General features: G+C 57.9%; 11 protein-coding genes. 6 read left to right on the top strand and 5 right to left on the bottom strand.

All coding sequences use genetic code 11. The features are described from left to right. Positions 1-46: 46 nt before the first annotated feature. Complete coding sequence (metG, locus tag ACESTR_RS02635) at positions 47-2,089, top strand: methionine--tRNA ligase (protein ID WP_373178761.1); 2,043 nt, start codon at positions 47-49, stop codon at positions 2,087-2,089. Between the two features lie 28 nt (positions 2,090-2,117). Then, the gene (locus ACESTR_RS02640) at positions 2,118-3,131 is read left to right on the top strand and encodes a branched-chain amino acid aminotransferase (RefSeq protein WP_014775348.1); all 1,014 of its coding nucleotides are present in this window, start codon (positions 2,118-2,120) and stop codon (positions 3,129-3,131) included. 149 nt (positions 3,132-3,280) lie between these two features. On the opposite strand, the gene mnmG is transcribed toward ACESTR_RS02640, so the two are convergent. The 5 genes from mnmG to pheS all read right to left on the bottom strand — a co-directional run bounded on the left by mnmG (position 3,281) and on the right by pheS (position 9,862). Beyond that, positions 3,281-5,164 carry a tRNA uridine-5-carboxymethylaminomethyl(34) synthesis enzyme MnmG gene (mnmG, locus tag ACESTR_RS02645; protein WP_373178762.1) on the bottom strand — a complete coding sequence of 628 codons (1,884 nt, stop codon included), beginning with the start codon at positions 5,162-5,164 and terminating at the stop codon, positions 3,281-3,283. Between the two features lie 87 nt (positions 5,165-5,251). Next, a complete protein-coding gene (gene ybeY, locus ACESTR_RS02650) occupies positions 5,252-5,683 on the bottom strand; it encodes an rRNA maturation RNase YbeY (protein WP_278433774.1) in 432 nt (143 codons plus the stop codon). A 216-nt stretch (positions 5,684-5,899) separates the two neighbouring features. Then, positions 5,900-7,027: a murein hydrolase activator EnvC family protein gene (locus ACESTR_RS02655; RefSeq protein ID WP_195559088.1), complete on the bottom strand. Its 1,128-nt coding sequence runs from the start codon at positions 7,025-7,027 to the stop codon at positions 5,900-5,902. Positions 7,028-7,040: 13 nt separating this feature from the next. Continuing rightward, the gene (locus ACESTR_RS02660; protein WP_281808983.1) at positions 7,041-8,825 is read right to left on the bottom strand and encodes a tetratricopeptide repeat protein; all 1,785 of its coding nucleotides are present in this window, start codon (positions 8,823-8,825) and stop codon (positions 7,041-7,043) included. A gap of 11 nt (positions 8,826-8,836) precedes the next feature. Further along, positions 8,837-9,862: a phenylalanine--tRNA ligase subunit alpha gene (pheS, locus tag ACESTR_RS02665; protein WP_014775345.1), complete on the bottom strand. Its 1,026-nt coding sequence runs from the start codon at positions 9,860-9,862 to the stop codon at positions 8,837-8,839. Between the two features lie 72 nt (positions 9,863-9,934). On the opposite strand from pheS, the gene ACESTR_RS02670 reads away from it, so the two are divergent. The 4 genes from ACESTR_RS02670 (at position 9,935) to ACESTR_RS02685 (ending at position 16,984) form a co-directional block, all read left to right on the top strand. Continuing rightward, complete coding sequence (locus ACESTR_RS02670) at positions 9,935-12,262, top strand: patatin-like phospholipase family protein (protein WP_014775344.1); 2,328 nt, start codon at positions 9,935-9,937, stop codon at positions 12,260-12,262. Positions 12,263-12,449: 187 nt separating this feature from the next. Then, complete coding sequence (locus tag ACESTR_RS02675) at positions 12,450-13,712, top strand: phosphoglycerate kinase (protein ID WP_009598440.1); 1,263 nt, start codon at positions 12,450-12,452, stop codon at positions 13,710-13,712. 83 nt (positions 13,713-13,795) lie between these two features. Beyond that, complete coding sequence (locus tag ACESTR_RS02680; protein ID WP_315976103.1) at positions 13,796-15,826, top strand: M13 family metallopeptidase; 2,031 nt, start codon at positions 13,796-13,798, stop codon at positions 15,824-15,826. 237 nt (positions 15,827-16,063) lie between these two features. Further along, positions 16,064-16,984 (top strand): ABC transporter ATP-binding protein, encoded by a 921-nt coding sequence (locus tag ACESTR_RS02685; protein WP_373178765.1) that lies wholly within the window; start codon positions 16,064-16,066, stop codon positions 16,982-16,984. The last annotated feature ends 1 nt before the right edge of the window (position 16,985 follow it).

The raw sequence follows: 16,985 nt of genomic DNA on the forward strand, positions 1-16,985 counted from the left end.
AAAATTACTAATTTTGACAGAAATTAGTAATACTGTATCTGTTTTTATGGCAAAAGAATTCAAGCGTTATCTCGTTACCTCGGCTCTTCCCTATGCCAACGGTCCGGTGCATATCGGCCATCTGGCGGGAGTTTACATACCTTCGGACATTTATACCCGTTACCTGCGGCTCAGGGGCCGCGACGTGATTTCGGTCTGCGGAAGCGACGAACACGGCGTGCCCATCACCATCAAGGCCCGCAAGGAAGGGGTGACGCCGCAGCAGATCGTGGACCGTTACCACAATATGATCAAAAAGTCGTTCGAGGGGCTGGGAATGTCGTTCGACATCTATTCGCGGACTTCGTCGGCGACGCATGCCAAGACCGCTTCGGAATTTTTCCGCAAGTTGTACGACGAGGGGAAGTTCATCGAGCAGACTTCGATGCAGTATTACGACGAGGAGACGCAGACGTTCCTCGCAGACCGTTATATCGTCGGCACCTGTCCTAAGTGCGGCAACGACCGCGCTTACGGCGACCAGTGCGAGAAGTGCGGCTCTACCCTCTCGCCCGACGAGTTGATCGATCCGCACAGCGCCGTGTCGGGTTCCGTGCCCGTGAAGCGTGAGACGAAACACTGGTATCTGCCGCTGGATCAGTACGAAGGATTTCTGCGCGAGTGGATTCTCGAAGGGCACAAAGAGTGGAAAAGCAATGTTTACGGACAGTGCAAGAGCTGGCTGGACGGAGGTTTGCAGCCCCGTGCCGTAAGCCGCGACCTCGATTGGGGCATTCCCGTGCCGGTGGAGGGCGCCGAAGGGAAGGTGCTTTATGTCTGGTTCGACGCTCCGATCGGTTATATATCTGCTACAAAGGACCTTACACCCGATTGGGAGACCTATTGGAAGTCGGAGGACACCAAGATGGTCCATTTTATCGGCAAAGACAATATCGTTTTCCACTGCATCGTCTTCCCGTCGATGCTCAAGGCGCACGGCGGCTATATCCTGCCCGAAAACGTGCCGGCGAATGAGTTCCTGAATCTCGAAGGCGACAAGATTTCGACCTCGCGCAACTGGGCCGTGTGGCTGCACGAATACCTCGAAGAGTTTCCGGGCAAGGAGGATGTGCTTCGTTACGTACTCTGCGCCAATGCGCCCGAAACCAAGGACAACGACTTTACGTGGAAGGATTTTCAGGCCCGCAACAACAACGAGCTGGTTGCTGTTCTGGGCAATTTCGTGAATCGCGCGCTGGTGCTGACCCGGAAATATTACGACGGGGAGGTTCCGGCCTGCGGCGAGCTGAATGACTATGACCGCCAGACTGTCGGCGAGGTGGCTGCGGTGAAGGCGTCGCTGGAGTCCAATATCGAACATTACCATTTCCGCGAAGCGCTGAAAGACGCCATGAATATCGCCCGCATAGGTAACAAGTACCTTGCGGATACCGAGCCGTGGAAAGTCGTCAAGACCGATCCCGAACGTGTCGGGACGATTCTCAACATCGCACTGCAGATCACGGCCAATACGGCCATTGCTATCGAACCTTTCATGCCCTTCTCCGCAGCGAAGATACTGAAGATGCTCTCTGTCGAGAAGTTCGGATGGGAACAGCTGGGGACGATGGATCTGATTGCGGCCGGGCATAAGATCGGAGAAACGGTTTTGCTGTTCGAGAAGATCGAGGACGACGTGATTCAGCGCCAGCTGGACAAACTTGCGGCGACCAAAGAGGCCAACGCAGCGGCTGAGGCAGCGCAACAGGTTGAACCTCAGAAAGATGCGGTAAGTTTCGACGATTTCCAGAAAATGGATATTCGGGTTTCGACGATTCTTGCGGCTGAAAAGGTGGCGAAAACGAAGAAACTGTTGAAATTGACGGTCGATACGGGTATAGATCAGCGCGAAATAGTATCGGGAATTGCCGAATACTTCACGCCTGAGGAGTTGGTCGGACGTCAGGTGCTCGTGTTGGTCAATCTGCACCCCCGCGAATTGAAGGGGATTTTGTCGCGCGGCATGATTCTGATGGCCGAGGATGCCTCCGGAAAACTGCGTCTGCTGAGCCCGAATGAGGCGACGAACAGCGGCGCCGTCGTGGGATAATGTTGTAAAACCTTTAAAACTTATTATAATGGAAAATATGGATTGGGGTGCCTTGGGATTCGATTATCGCAAGACCGACGCAAACGTTCGCTATTATTATACGGACGGCAAATGGAGTGAGATGGAGGTCACGGGCGACGAGTATATCAAGATACACATGTCGGCGTCGTGTCTGCATTACGGTATCGAGCTGTTCGAAGGGCTGAAAGCCTTTCGGGGCGTCGATGGGAAAGTCCGTCTTTTCCGTGTAGAGGAGAACGCCAAGCGGTTGCAGTCTTCGGCGGAACGTCTTTGCCTTCCCGTCCCGACGATCGAAATGATCGTCAAGGCCTGCGTCGAAGTGGTTAAACGTAACGAAAAATATATTCCTCCCTATGGTACCGGCGCATCACTCTATCTGCGTCCCGTTATGTTCGGTACGACTGCCGGATTGGGGGTCAAACCTGCCAAGGATGCTTTGCTGATCGTTTATTGCTCTCCCGTGGGTGCTTATTTCAAAGACGGCATCAAGCCTATCTCCGTTGCCATAGACCGTGAACAGGACCGCGCTGCTCCACGTGGAACAGGCGACGTGAAGGTCGGCGGCAACTATGCTTCCAGCCTGCTGTCGGGTGAAAACGGCCATAAATTGGGCTATTCGAATATCATGTATCTCGATGCCGCAGAGCATAAGTACATCGAAGAGTGCGGAGCCTGCAATTTCTTCGGTATCAAGGAGGGTAAATATATTACGCCGAAATCCTCTTCTGTATTGCCTTCGATCACCAACAAGAGTCTGCGGCAGTTGGCGCGGGATATGGGGCTTGAGGTCGAAGACCGTCTGATTCCTGTCGAGGAGCTTCCTACCTTCGAGGAGTGCGGCGGCTGCGGAACGGCGGCTGTTATCTCCCCTATCGGGAAGATTTTCGATATGCAGACGAATGATATTTATGAATATGGCACTGAAGTAGGTAAGGTTTGTATGGAACTTTACACACGTCTTCAGGATATTCAATACGGTCGTGCCGAGGATAAGTATAATTGGTGTACAATTGTAGAGTGATATTCTCTTTATTTGCATCAAAAAGGCCGCTCATTCGAGCGGCCTTTTAAGTTTGTTCCACGTGGAACTATGTGTTGTGGTTTGTGATCATATAGGGGTTTGTGTTCACTAAATTGCTCCACGTGGAACTGTGTTGAGCACTTTTGGTTTTATCTTCCGAATTTCACCAACAATACATTGACGTCAGCCGGGGAAACTCCCGGAATCCGGGACGCCTGCCCTATTGTTGCCGGGCGTATCCGGGTCAGTTTCTGACGGGCTTCTATCGTCAGTGAGTTCATCGAATGAAAGTCGAAATCTTCGGGAATGCGAATGTTTTCGAGTCTGTGAAGCTTTTCTGCGATGAATTTTTCACGTTCTATATAGCCTTTGTATTTTATTTGAATTTCGGCTTCTTCGATTGCTTCGGCTGAAATGTTGTTGTCCGAGATGAATTTTCGGAGTTTTGGAAGTGCTTCCGAGAGCGATTCGAACGTAACATTATTGCGCATCAGGATGTCGTAAAGCTTCCTTCCCTGAGTCAAAGGCTCCGAATTTACCGATTTTAAATAGTCGTTAATTTCGGCTGCTTTGATGCTCTGCCGGCGGGCGAAGGAAATAAGCGATTCTACGGATGCTTTTTTTTCGGTGAAATGGGCGTATCTTTTTTGTGAAATCAGCCCTATTTTATATCCGATCGGAGTAAGTCTGATATCCGCATTGTCCTGCCGGAGCAGAATGCGGTATTCGGCCCGCGAGGTAAACATGCGGTAGGGTTCGTCCACACCTTTGGTAACGAGGTCGTCGATCAGCACTCCGATGTAGGCTTCGTCGCGCTGCAATACCACGGCTTCTTCCCCTTTCAGCGCCCGGTGGGCGTTGATTCCGGCCATGAGTCCCTGCGCCGCGGCCTCTTCGTATCCGGTAGTTCCGTTGACCTGACCTGCGAAATATAAGCCGGAAACGAGTTTCGTTTCGAGTGAATGGTGCAGTTGCGTAGGCGGAAAATAGTCGTATTCGATGGCGTAGCCGGGGCGGAATATGTGCAAATCTTCGAATCCCCGGATTTTGTGCAGCGCTTCCCACTGTATGTCCCAAGGCAGCGACGAGGAAAATCCGTTGAGATAATATTCGTTGGTCGATTCGCCTTCGGGCTCCAGAAAGAGCTGGTGCTGATCCTTGTCGGCAAAGGTCCGGAGCTTGTCTTCGATGCTGGGACAATAGCGGGGACCTATTCCTTTGATCGTTCCGTTGAACAGAGGCGAACGGTCGAAACCGGTGCGCAGCAGGTCGTGCACTTCGGCCGTAGTGTAGACCAGAAAGCAAGGCAGTTGATGCTTAACCGGTTGTGTATCAGGTGAAAAAGAGAACTTGGCCGGATTTTCGTCGCCGTATTGCGGTTCGAGCGATTCGAAGTCGATCGTGCGTGCGTCGAGACGCGCCGGAGTGCCTGTTTTCATGCGTCCCGTTTCGAATCCTATGGCGCGCAGGGATTCCGTGATTCCGTGCGAAGCGGCATCCCCCGCCCTGCCCCCTTCGGCGTGCGAAGTGCCGCAGTGCATCATTCCTCCGAGAAAGGTTCCCGAAGTCAGCACGACGGCGCGGCAGGCGAACTCGATGCCCATTTGGGTCCTTACTCCCTTTATGCGGGGTTTGACCCCGGCGGTGTCGAAGAGGAGCTCCGTCGCCGCATCCTGCCAGATGTAGAGGTTCACGGTGTTTTCGAGCGTGTGCCGCCATTGGGCCGAGAAGCGCGATTTGTCGCACTGGGCGCGCGGACTCCACATGGCGGCGCCCTTCGAACGGTTGAGCATCCGGAACTGGATGGTCGTGAGGTCCGTGATGCGGCCCATTTGTCCGCCCAAAGCGTCTATCTCTCTGACAATCTGACCTTTGGCGACTCCGCCGACTGCCGGGTTGCAGGACATCGAGGCCATTTTGGTCATATCCATCGTAAGCAGCAGCGTGCGCGAGCCGAGACGCGCGGCGGCCGAGGCCGCTTCGCATCCGGCGTGTCCGCCGCCGATGACGATAATATCGTATTCTAAAATCATTGCTCTGTTCTCAATTCTTGTTTGGTTCTCCGGCTGGGGGCGTTTTTTCGGCCCTGCCCTGCCGGAATCGCACGCAAAAGAGGGCTGTTATTGCTCCTCCCAGAACTTCAGGTATTTGTCCTCTTTGCGGTGCATCTGCGCGTTGGTGCGGGGGGTTTTGTCGCCCTGACCGCAGAGGTGCAGTACGCCGTGGACCACTACCCTGCGCATCTCCTGAAGCGTCGAGAATCCGTACAGCCGGGCGTTGTCGGCGACGGTTTCGACGTCGATGAAGATGTCGCCCGAAATTACGCGGGCGCCTTTGCGGTCGCTGTAATCGAACGTGATGACGTCGGTGAAATAGTCGTGGCCCAAGTACTGGCGGTTCATCTCCAGCAACCGCTGCGCCGAACAGAAGATATAACTCACCTCGCCCAGCTCATACCCTTCCGCTTCGGCGACCCGGCGGAGCCACTCCGCGGTCAGCCGTTTCCGGGGCAGCCGGTAGCTGCAATCGTCCGTATAATATTTGACAGCCATTTTTTCGTATTTTTCAGATTTTACGTCCTTCCTCCTTCGTCCGGGGTGTTTCGCTGCTGAGGACGCGGATTTCCGGCGCTGGACGGAGATTTTCGGCGTTGGGGACACGGATTTCCGGTGCTGGACGGAGATCCGGCCACTGCCGGAATCGGGTGTCTGCCTGCGGATGCCGGCAGCAGGTTTCGGGAAACCGCACCGTCGCATGTCGTCCTCATGTTATTTCTTGAAACAGTTCTCGGCACGGAGCTTCTGGCCCGGATTCGGCGGATAGATGCCGAAGACGAGTTTGTACTCCGTTTCCATGGTCATGATGTTCACCGCCGAACCGATGGTGCCCAACTGTGCGTTTCTGGCTACTTTCTGGCCCTTCTCGACGCAGATCGACCCCATGTTGGCATAGGAGGTTATATATTCGCCGTGAGCCACGTAAACGTCGTATTTGTTGGTTATGCGATTGCGCTTGACGTCCACGACCTTGCCGTCGTAGATCGAAATGACGTGCGCCCCCTTGGGACCCGTGATTTCGGCCATGTTCTCCTTGTAGCGCTTCACGCGGCCCGCCGTGACGGGGAGCCGCAGTCCCGTGGTTTTGGTCGAGAACGAATCGCCCTCCTTGTTGCCCTTGGTCAGTTTGCGCAGTTCGCCGATGGCCATGTCGAGCTGCTGCTCCTGCGATATTTTGCGCTGGAGGGCCGTTTTCTCCTTCTGGGAGAGCTGCCGGATGCTGGTGCGGGCGTTGCGGGCGTCGCGTTCGAGCTTCTGTTTCTGGGCTTTCAGTTTGAGCGTTACCGAGTCGAGCGACCGTTTGCGGCGGTCGAGCAGCTCCTTCTCCTCGGCGACCTGCTTCGAGAGCGCCGCGATGTCCTGCAGTTTGCGTTCGCGCATCGACGCCACTTCCCGCAGGTTGGTGAGCTTGCGGGCCATGTCGGCGAAGTCGCGCGACGAGAAGATATAGGTCAGATAATTGTTGTGCCGGTAGTTGCGATAGGCTTCGCGCACCATTTCGGCGTATTGGGTACGGTTGCGGTCCAGCGATCTGCCGAGGTCTCCGGCGACGCTGTCCGTGCGGTCGATCTCCCCGCGCAGCAGGCGGGCCTGCTTCTCGGTCTCTTCGAGCAGCTGGTTCCGCGAATCTATCTGGCGTGCCAGACGCCGTATGCGCTCCTCGGTGGCGGCGCGGCCCTCCTTGAGCTTCGAAATCTCCCGCTCCTCGGCGGCGATTTTCTGCTCCAGTGCCGCGATAACCCGCTTCTGCTGTTCGATCTTGCGGTCGGCCTGAGCGGAGGCCGCAAGGGCGGCGAACAGCAGGAAAAGGGTCAGTATGCAGCTTTTCGTCGGCTTCATCGCATTTGCAGGGTTACTCTTTTTTTGCTTTGCTTTCCGTTATCCGGCGTTCGATGCGCCCGGCGTCGTAGCCCTTTTCGAGGGCTTTGCGCCAGTATATCTCGGCCATGAAATTCTCGCCCAGCGCCTTCAGTATGTCGCCGTAGTGGACCAGCAGCGCGGCGCTTTCCTGCGCGTCGAGGGCGACGGCCTGCTGCATGATTTTCCGGGCTTCGTCCACACGTCCCAGTTTGAAGAGCACCCAAGCGTGGGTGTCGAGGTAGGTGGGGTTGTTGTCCGTGAGGGCCGTGGCGCGGCTGGCCATGGCGAGCGCCTTTTCCAGATCGCGCTCCTCAAGCGAGAGGAAATAGGCGTAATTGTTCAGCACCATGGCGTTGTCGGGATCGTAGCGCAGGCTCCTGTCATAGGCTTTGTAGCACTGCTTCATGGCCGCACGGAACGAGCCTTTGCGGCTGATCTGCACGAAATCCTCTTCGTCGCCGGACTCCCCCGCCGCGGCTTTCTGGTGCCAGGTGTCGCCGATCATTCCCCAGATCGCGCCGCGCAGCGAATCGGTGTGCGCATAACGGAGCGATTGTTGATAGGCTTTTATCGCTTTGTCGTACTGCTTGGTGTAATTCAGCACATGGCCTTTCGAGAGCTGGAAGTCGATCTCTCCGGGGAAAAGCTCCAGCGCCCGGTTGATGTAGAGGGCCGCCGAGTCGGGATGCTGGAGATAGCTCTCGATGTCGATCACCGACCGGTAGTAGCTTTCGACGGGCGGCTGGTCGTCGAGGTGGAGTTTGTAGAGCGCCAGCGCCTGTTCCAGTTCGCCTGAGGCGATCAGGTGCTTGGCGTAGAGTTCCACCACGCGCCGGTCCTGCGGATAGCGCACGGCCAGCGTCGAGGCCAGCGCGTTGAGCTGGATGTAGTATTCGCGGTAGAACCGCATGTCGGAGGTGAGCTGCTCGAAGCGTTTGATCTTGGCGTCGAGCGGCATCTGGTCCGAGTCGAAGAGTCGCTGGGTGACGTTGAGTACCGACCGGTAATCGCGGCGGCCGTTGTAGTAGTCGGCCAGCGACATCAGCGTGGCGACGTCGGTCGAGTCGATCTGCATGGCGCGGTCGTACTCCGCCATGGCCAGCGAGTCCTTGTTCAGAATCGCATAGAGGTCGGCCAGCACCACATGGTGCTGCGCTTCGTAGGGAGCGGCTTCGACCATGGCCTTGGCTTCGTCGACGGCTTTGTCCAACTGCCGCGTGGAGATCAGCAGTTGGCGTTTCATCGCGCTCAGCATCGGGATGCGCCCGAAGCGGAGTTCCGCCGAGTCGAGCGTGGCGATGGCCGAATAGGGCTGCTGGACCTGCTCGTAGAGCGCCGCCAGAAGCCGGTAGTTGTCGGGGTTCTGCGGATCTGCGGCGCGCAGGCGCTTGTAGACGCCGAGGGCTTCGGGGTAACGCTGGGCGAAGATCAGGGCCTGTCCGAGGAACTGGTGATACCATTTATTCGTCGTGTCGAGCCGGTAGGCGCGGCGGGCCAGCTCCACCGCCTCGTCGGGCGTGGAGTACATGCCGTTGGTCGCCATTTCGTAATAAGCCGGCGCGTAGGTCGAATCGGCGCGGATCGCCTCGGTGAGATATTCCCGCGCCCGGACCGTATCGTGAAAAATGGTATTCTGTTTGATGCCCTCGGTATAGAGCCAGACGCTGCGCAGCGAATCGGGGTAACTGCCGGGTACGGTCGCGGCGGGACCCTTCCCCGCGGCGAAAGCCGTGCAGAAGAGTACGCAGAGTGCCGTTGTCGCTGTCAGACGCTTCATGGATCGCGGTTTTAGAGTGCCGTGTCGAACTGGTGGAGGAACCGCACGTCGTTTTCGAAATAGAGACGCAGGTCCTTCACGCCGTATTTGAGCATTGCGATGCGCTCAATACCCATGCCGAAGGCGAATCCCGAATATTTTTCGGGGTCTATGTTGTTTGCTTTCAGTACGTTGGGATCGACCATGCCGCAGCCCATGATTTCGAGCCAGCCCGTGCCCTTGCAGACCGGACAGCCCTTGCCGCCGCAGAGGTTGCACGACACGTCCACCTCGGCCGAAGGCTCGGTGAAGGGGAAGTACGAGGGACGCATGCGGATGACGGTCTGTTCGCCGAAGACCTCCTTGGCGAAGTAGAGCAGCGACTGCTTCATGTCGGCGAACGAGACTCCTTCGTCGATGTAGAGTCCTTCGATCTGGTGGAAGATGCAGTGCGCGCGGTAGGAGATGGCTTCGTTGCGGAAGACGCGGCCGGGGCAGATGACGCGGATGGGCGGCTTCTGGTGCTCCATGGTGCGCACCTGAATCGACGAGGTGTGCGTGCGCAGCAGGATGTCGGGATTCTTCTCGATGAAGAAGGTGTCCTGCATGTCGCGCGCCGGGTGTTCGGGCGGGAAGTTGAGCGCCGAGAAGACGTGCCAGTCGTCCTCGATTTCGGGACCGTCGGCGACGGTGTAGCCCAGCCGCGAGAAGACCTCGACGATCTGGTTCTTGACCAGCGAAATCGGATGGCGCGAACCGAGTTGTTCGGCCGAACCGGGGCGGGTCATGTCTTCGGTTGCGGCGCCGTCGTCGGAGGCTGCGTCCTGCAGCTGTTCGCGCAGGCTGTTGATGCGGTCGAGCGCCGTGGTTTTGAGTTTGTTGAGCTGCTGGCCTAGCTCGCGTTTGAGTTCCGGAGCCACCGTTTTGAAATCTTCCATCAGGGCGTTCAGTTCGCCTTTCTTGCCGAGGATTTTGATGCGGAATTCCTCGATCTCGGCCGCTGCCTTGGGGTTAAACTCTTCGACACGTCGGAGGAGTTCATTGATTTTGTCGGTCATATTTTGTTTGTTTACGCTTTTTCCCTACTTTTACCACTCGTATAACGTGCAAAGTTATAAAAAAATTGAGATATGTTGCGTAAAACCCTCTCATTTATCTCGGTGCTGCTGCTGGGCGCAGGGGCTGCCGGGGCGCAGAATCCGGAGACTCCGGCTGCGCGGCCCCGTACGGTGGGCGTCGTGATGAGCGGCGGCGGCGCAAAGGGGCTTTACCATATCGGCGTTTTGGAAGCGCTCGAAGAGAACGGCGTGCCGATCGACTACGTGGCCGGAACCTCGATGGGTTCGATCATCGCCGCGATGTACGCCGCGGGCTATTCGCCCGCCGAGATGCGCGAGATCGTTGCGTCGGGCGTGGTCAAGGACTGGGTTTCGGGGCGCATCGACCCCCGCTATACTCCCTATTACCGGCAGATCGGGCACAATCCGGCGTTTCTGAGCGTGCGTATGAACGTGGGAGGCGCCGGCAAGCGGTTCCGGGTGACGAACCTGCTCTCCTCGACGCCGATCGACATGGCGCTGACGGAGCTTTTCGCGCCGGCGACGGCAGCCGCCGAGGGCGATTTCGACCGCCTGATGGTGCCTTTCCTGTGCGTTTCGAGCGACATGAACGCCCGCGAACCCGTGGTGATGCGCAACGGCGACCTGAGCGAAGCGGTGCGTTCGTCGATGTCCATTCCGCTGGTTTTCAAACCGATGAAGAAGGATTCGATGCTGCTCTACGACGGTGGCATCTACGATAACTTTCCGTGGCGGCCCCTCGACGTGGGATTCCGCCCCGATCTGATCGTGGGCAGTATCTGCACCGCGGGAAACGCCCCGCCGAGCGAAAACAGCAGCATCCTCGATCAGGCTTTCATGCTGGCGATGCACGACACCGACTACGACCTGCCCAAAGGGCGCAGCGTGACGGTGCGCCGCGCCGTGGATGTCAACATGCTCGATTTCAACAGCGCCGTGGCGATCATGGACGCCGGCTATGCCGATGCGACGGCGGCCATGCCGCAGATACTGGAACGCGTTTCCGAACGCTGGTCGCCCGAACGTTACGCCGAGCGACGCGAGGAGTTCCGTGCCAAATGGCCGCCGCTGTGGTTCAGCGACTATAAGCTGGAGGGGCTGGCCGAAGCGCCGGAGTCTTACATCCGCGACTTCGTGAAGGTGGACCGGCGCACGCCCGGACGCCAGCGCCCGATGGGATTCGAAGAGCTGCGCGACAACTTGTATGCGGTGCTCGCCGGCGGCGATTTCACGATGGATTTCCCGCATGTGCGCTACGACTCGCTCCGGGGGAGCTATTCGTTCGCCGCGCAGTTCCACACCAAGCCAAACTTCAAACTGACCATCGGCGGCAACATCTCCTCCACGGCCTTCAACCAAGCCTATATCGGCGTCAACTACGAGACGATCGGCCGCGTGGGCCAGCAGCTGGGCGCCGATCTCTATCTGGGGCCGATCTATACGTGGGGCGCGATCGGCGGACGTACGGATTTCTACATGTGGAAGCCGGTGTTCCTCGACTACTCCTATAATTTCGCGGTGCGCAACTTCCGGCACGGCGCCTTCGGCAACCTCACCAAGATCGACAACACCCAGCAGGTCAAGAACAGCGAGAGCTTCTTCTCGGTGGCCGCCGGCATGCCCCTCGCCCACCGCGGGGTCTTCCTGCTCCGCGCCAACGGCGGACACATCAATTACAGATACGATTCCGACGTGCTTTTCGCCGACGACACCGACCATTCGCGCTATTCGTTCTTCGGTCTCAAGGCCGAGCTGGCCCGCAACACCCTCGACAAGTTCCTCTATCCGCGCAAAGGCTCCGACATGCGGCTTTCGGGCATTTTCGTGACGGGCCGCGACAAGTACGAGCCTTTCAATGCCGACCGGTTCCTGTCGCGGACCACCCGCCGGTGGGTCGGGGCGCGTTTCACGTGGGACAAGTATTTCGACATGCCCGGCACGGGGTGGTTCTCGCTGGGCGTCAACGTCGACGGCGTGATTACCAACCATCCCGAATTCACCACGGGAGGCGCGACGCTGATGTCGATGCCTGCCTATACGCCGGTTTCGCATGCGCAGATGATCTACATGCCCGACTTCCGGGGCAAGCGTTTCGTCGCGGGCGGCGTGATGCCGACCTTCGACCTGATGCCCAACTTCTTCTTCCGCACGGGTTTCTATACGATGTTCCGCGCCAAACGCGACTATGTGCCCGGATCGCTGAGCACGACCGCGGACGAACGCTGGCACTATATCGCCGAGGCGTCGCTGGTCTATCACACCCCGATCGGTCCGGTGAGTCTCGCGCTCACGAAATACGACCTGCGTAACTGGAAGAACATGTACCTGACGTTCAACTTCGGCTATGCGATCTTCGCCCCGAAGGGAACCTTCTATTGACGGCCCGCGGGGTGGAGCGGCCCCTGCCGGCGAAGCGCCGGCGGAAGGATTTCCGGCTTTCCGGACCCGGTTCCGCATCATTTTTTCTGTTATCGGAATAACAGATTTCTAAAATATTTTCATAAATTTGCCCCGGAATAAGGAGCTGAAAGATCAATTCATCAAAATAATTCAAAATCAAAGAGCTATGTTCGCAATCGACAATTACGATTTCAAAGGCAAGCGCGCAATCATCCGCGTGGATTTCAATGTGCCCCTCAACGAAAAGGGCGAGGTGACGGACGACACCCGTATCCGTGCGGCGATCCCCACGATCAAGAAAGTGCTCGAAAAGGGCGGTTCGGTGATCCTGATGTCGCATCTGGGACGTCCCAAGAAGAATCCCGATCCCAAGTTCTCGCTGGAGCAGATCGTTCCCGCCATCGAGAAGCGTCTGGGCGTGAAGGTGATGTTCGCCGGCGACTGCATGGGCGAGAAGGCCGCCGAGATGGCTAAGAACCTCAAGCCCGGCGAGGTGATGCTGCTGGAGAACCTGCGTTTCTACGCCGAGGAGGAGGGCAAGCCCCGCGGTCTGGCCGAAGACGCCACCGACGAGGAGAAGAAGGCCGCCAAGAAGGCGCTGAAGGAGGGTCCGCAGAAGGAGTTCGTCAAGAAGCTCGCATCGTATGCCGACTGCTACATCAACGACGCGTTCGGCACGGCGCACCGCGCACACGCTTCGACGGCCCTGATCGCCGACTATTTCCCCAACGACAAGATGTTCGGCTACGTGATGGAGAACGAGCTGAAGGCCATCGACGGCATCATGCTCAATCCGGAGCGTCCGTTCTGCGCCATTCTGGGCGGTTCGAAGGTTTCGACCAAGATCACCATCATCGAGAACTTGCTCGAAAAGGTCGACGTGCTGGTGCTGGGCGGCGGCATGACCTATACCTTCGCAGCTGCGGAGGGCGGCAAGGTCGGCAACTCGATCTGCGAGCCGGATCAGTTCCAGACGGCGCTCGACATTCTGGCCAAGGCCAAGGAGAAGGGCGTGAAGGTCGTGATGTCGCCCGACGCGCTGATCGCCGACGCATTCTCGGCCGACGCCAATACGAACGTCGCTCCGGCCAACAACATTCCCGACGGCTGGGAAGGCGTGGACATCGCCGACGAGGGCAAGAAGGTCTTCCGCGAGGAGATTCTCAAGTGCAAGACGATCCTCTGGAACGGTCCCGTGGGCGTGTTCGAGATCGACAAATTCGCGACCGGTTCGCGCGCCGTGGCCGAAGCGATCGCCGAAGCCACTTCGAAGGGCGCCTACTCGCTCATCGGCGGCGGCGACTCGGTAGCCTGCATCAACAAGTTCGGGCTGGCCGACAAGGTTTCCTATGTCTCGACGGGCGGCGGCGCCCTGCTGGAGTACATGGAGGGCAAAGAGCTTCCGGGCGTTGCGGCCATCCGCAAATAAGCCGGGCTTCCGAACAAGATACGAACAGACAGGGGTGCTCCGGCAAGTACGGACACCCCTGTCGTCACTAAAAACCCGAACCTATGAAAAAGATTTTCATTTTTGCAGCAACAGTAGCTTGTATGGCAAGTTGTCAGAATACATCCAAGACGCCGGCTATCGACATGGCCAATTTCGACCTTTCGGTCGCTCCCGACGCCGATTTTTACCAGTACGCCACGGGCGGCTGGCAGAAGAACAACCCGCTGAAGCCCGAATATTCGCGTTACGGCTCGTTCGACGTGCTGCGCGACAACAACGAGAAGCGCATCAACGAGCTTTTCTCGGAGATGACCAAGATCAGCGCCGCGCCGGGAAGCGTCGAGCAGAAGATTTCGGACCTCTACAAGATGGGTCTCGATTCGACGCGTCTGAACGCCGAGGGCGCCGCGCCGCTGAAGAGCGCCGTCGGGGAGATTCTCTCCGTCGGGGACCGCAGGCAACTGACCGGCATCGTGGCCAAACTCCACACGACGGTAGCCAATCCGTTCTTCGGCGTGGGCGTGCAGGCCGATCTGATGAACAGCGACATCAACGCCCTCTATATCTCGCAGTCGGGGCTGACGATGGGCAACCGCGACTACTACCTCGATCCTGAGAACGAGCATATCCGCAAGGGCTACAAGGAGTATCTGGGCAGGATATTCCGTTTTGCGGGCATTCCCGAAGCCGATGTCGAAAAGGCGGTCGCCGGCGTGATGAACGTCGAGACGAAGCTGGCCGAGAAGTCGTGGTCGAACGTCGAGCTGCGCAACATTCCCGCGCAGTACAACCCCACGGCGAAGGCCGATTTCGAGAAGACTTACGACGCCGTAGACTGGGAGGCCTACTATAAGGCCATGGGCATCGGCGACTTCGAGACGATCATCGTCACCACGCCGTCGGCCGTCGCCAACGCCAACGACCTGCTGAAAAACGCCCCGCTGGAGGATATCCGCTACTACCTCGCGGCGCAGTATATCGACGCTGCGGCACCCTACCTGAGCGACGACTTCCAGCAGGCGTCGTTCGACTTCTACGGCAAGGTGATGTCGGGCCAGCAGGAGATGAAACCCCGCTGGAAGCGCGCGATGTCGGTGCCCAACGGCACGTTGTCGGAGGCTGTCGGCGAGATGTACGTCGCCAAATACTTCCCCGCCAAGGACAAGGAGCGCATGCTAACGCTGGTGAAGAACCTGCAGACGGCGCTCGGCCAGCACATCGCGGCGCTCGACTGGATGTCGGACGCCACCAAGGCCAAGGCGCAGGAGAAGCTGGCCGCCTTTACGGTGAAGATCGGCTATCCCGACAAGTGGAAGGACTATTCGACGCTGGAGATCGACCCCTCGAAGAGCTATTGGGAGAACATCGTCAATGCCAACCGCTGGTATACGGCCGACAATATCTCGGAACTCGGCAAGCCCGTGGATAAGGAGAAGTGGCATATGTCGCCCCAGACGGTGAACGCCTACTACAACCCCACGACCAACGAGATCTGCTTCCCGGCCGCCATTCTCCAGCCGCCGTTCTACAACCCCGACGCCGACGACGCGGTGAATTACGGTGCCATCGGCGTGGTGATCGGGCACGAGATGACCCACGGATTCGACGATCAGGGCCGCAACTTCGACAAGGACGGCAACATGAACAACTGGTGGACCGAGGCGGATGCCGAGGCGTTCAAGGCCAAGACCGATATTCTCGTAAAACAGTTCGACGCGATCGAGGTGCTGCCCGCCAAGGAGGGCCAGCCCGCCGTCATGGCCAACGGTTCGCTCAGTCTGGGCGAGAACATCGCCGATCAGGGCGGCCTGCGCGTGGCATACACGGCGTTCCACAACTCGCTGAACGGCACGGAGCCTGCGCCGATCGACAACTTCACGGCCGACCAGCGTTTTTATCTGGCCTATGCGGCCTTGTGGGCGCAGAACATCCGCGACGAGGAGATCGCCCGTCTCACCAAGATCGACGTGCACTCGCTGGGCAAGTGGCGCGTGAACGCCACGCTGCGCAACCTGCAGACGTTCTACGATGCGTTCGACATTACCGACGGGGCCATGTTCATGCCCGAACAGGAGCGCGTGATCGTCTGGTAGGGTATCGTCCGGCGGGATGAAACATCCTGCGATCGAAGGCGGCCGGGACTCCCGGCCGCCTTTTTTTATAGGGATTTCTTTTACAAAGGGAACGGCCGGTCTCTCCGGTCCGCCGCTTTGTGGCGGTCGGATATGCGGCGGATGTGAATTATCGAAAAACGATAAATATTTTTTGATATTCAAAATTTGTTGTTATATTTGTCGCCGAACAAACCCCAAAAATAACTCGCAGCGACTATGGATTTACTTACAGTAGAACATGTCACCAAGCAGTACGCCGGGCACAAGGCCCTCGACGACGTATCGCTTGCCATTCCCAAGGGTTCGGTATACGGCCTGCTCGGTCCCAACGGCGCCGGAAAGACGACCCTGATCCGCATCATCAACCGCATTACGGCGCCCGACTGCGGTCGTGTGATGTTCGGCGGCCGCGAAATTTCGCCTGAGGACGTTTACCACATCGGCTACCTGCCTGAGGAGCGCGGACTTTACAAGAAGATGAAGGTCGGTGAACAGGCCGTCTTTTTCGCCCGGCTGAAGGGCCTTTCGCGCCGCGAGGCCGTCGTACGGCTCAAGCAGTGGTTCGTGAAGTTCGGCATTCAGGACTGGTGGGACAAAAAGATCGAGGAGTTGTCGAAGGGCATGGCCCAGAAGGTGCAGTTCATCGTCACGGTGCTGCACGAACCCGAACTGCTGATCTTCGACGAGCCTTTTTCGGGTTTCGACCCGATCAACGCCAACCTGCTGAAGGACGAGATACTGGCGCTGTGCGACAAGGGGGCGACGATCATCTTCTCGACGCACAACATGTCGTCCGTCGAGGAGATCTGTGACCATATCACGCTGATAAACAAGTCTCGCAATATCCTTTCGGGCCGTGTGGACGACATTCGCCGCCGTCACGGAAGCAACATCTTCGAAGTGTTCTACCGCGGCGACGAACAGGCGCTGCGCAATGCCGTCGACGGCCGTTGCGAAATTCTGGAAGGCTCGCAGGCGCAGGCGGTCTACACCTCGCTCAAACTGCACGTCGAGCGCGACGAAGAGGTGCGCGGAGTGATCGCCGCGGTGAACGACGCCGTCGAACTGCGCTCGTTTCAGGAGATCATTCCCTCGATGAACGATATTTTCATCCGCGCCGTAAACGGAAACCTTTAAA

It is taken from the genome of Alistipes sp. DJF_B185 (assembly GCF_964250025.1).
GTDB lineage: Bacteria > Bacteroidota > Bacteroidia > Bacteroidales > Rikenellaceae > Alistipes > Alistipes finegoldii.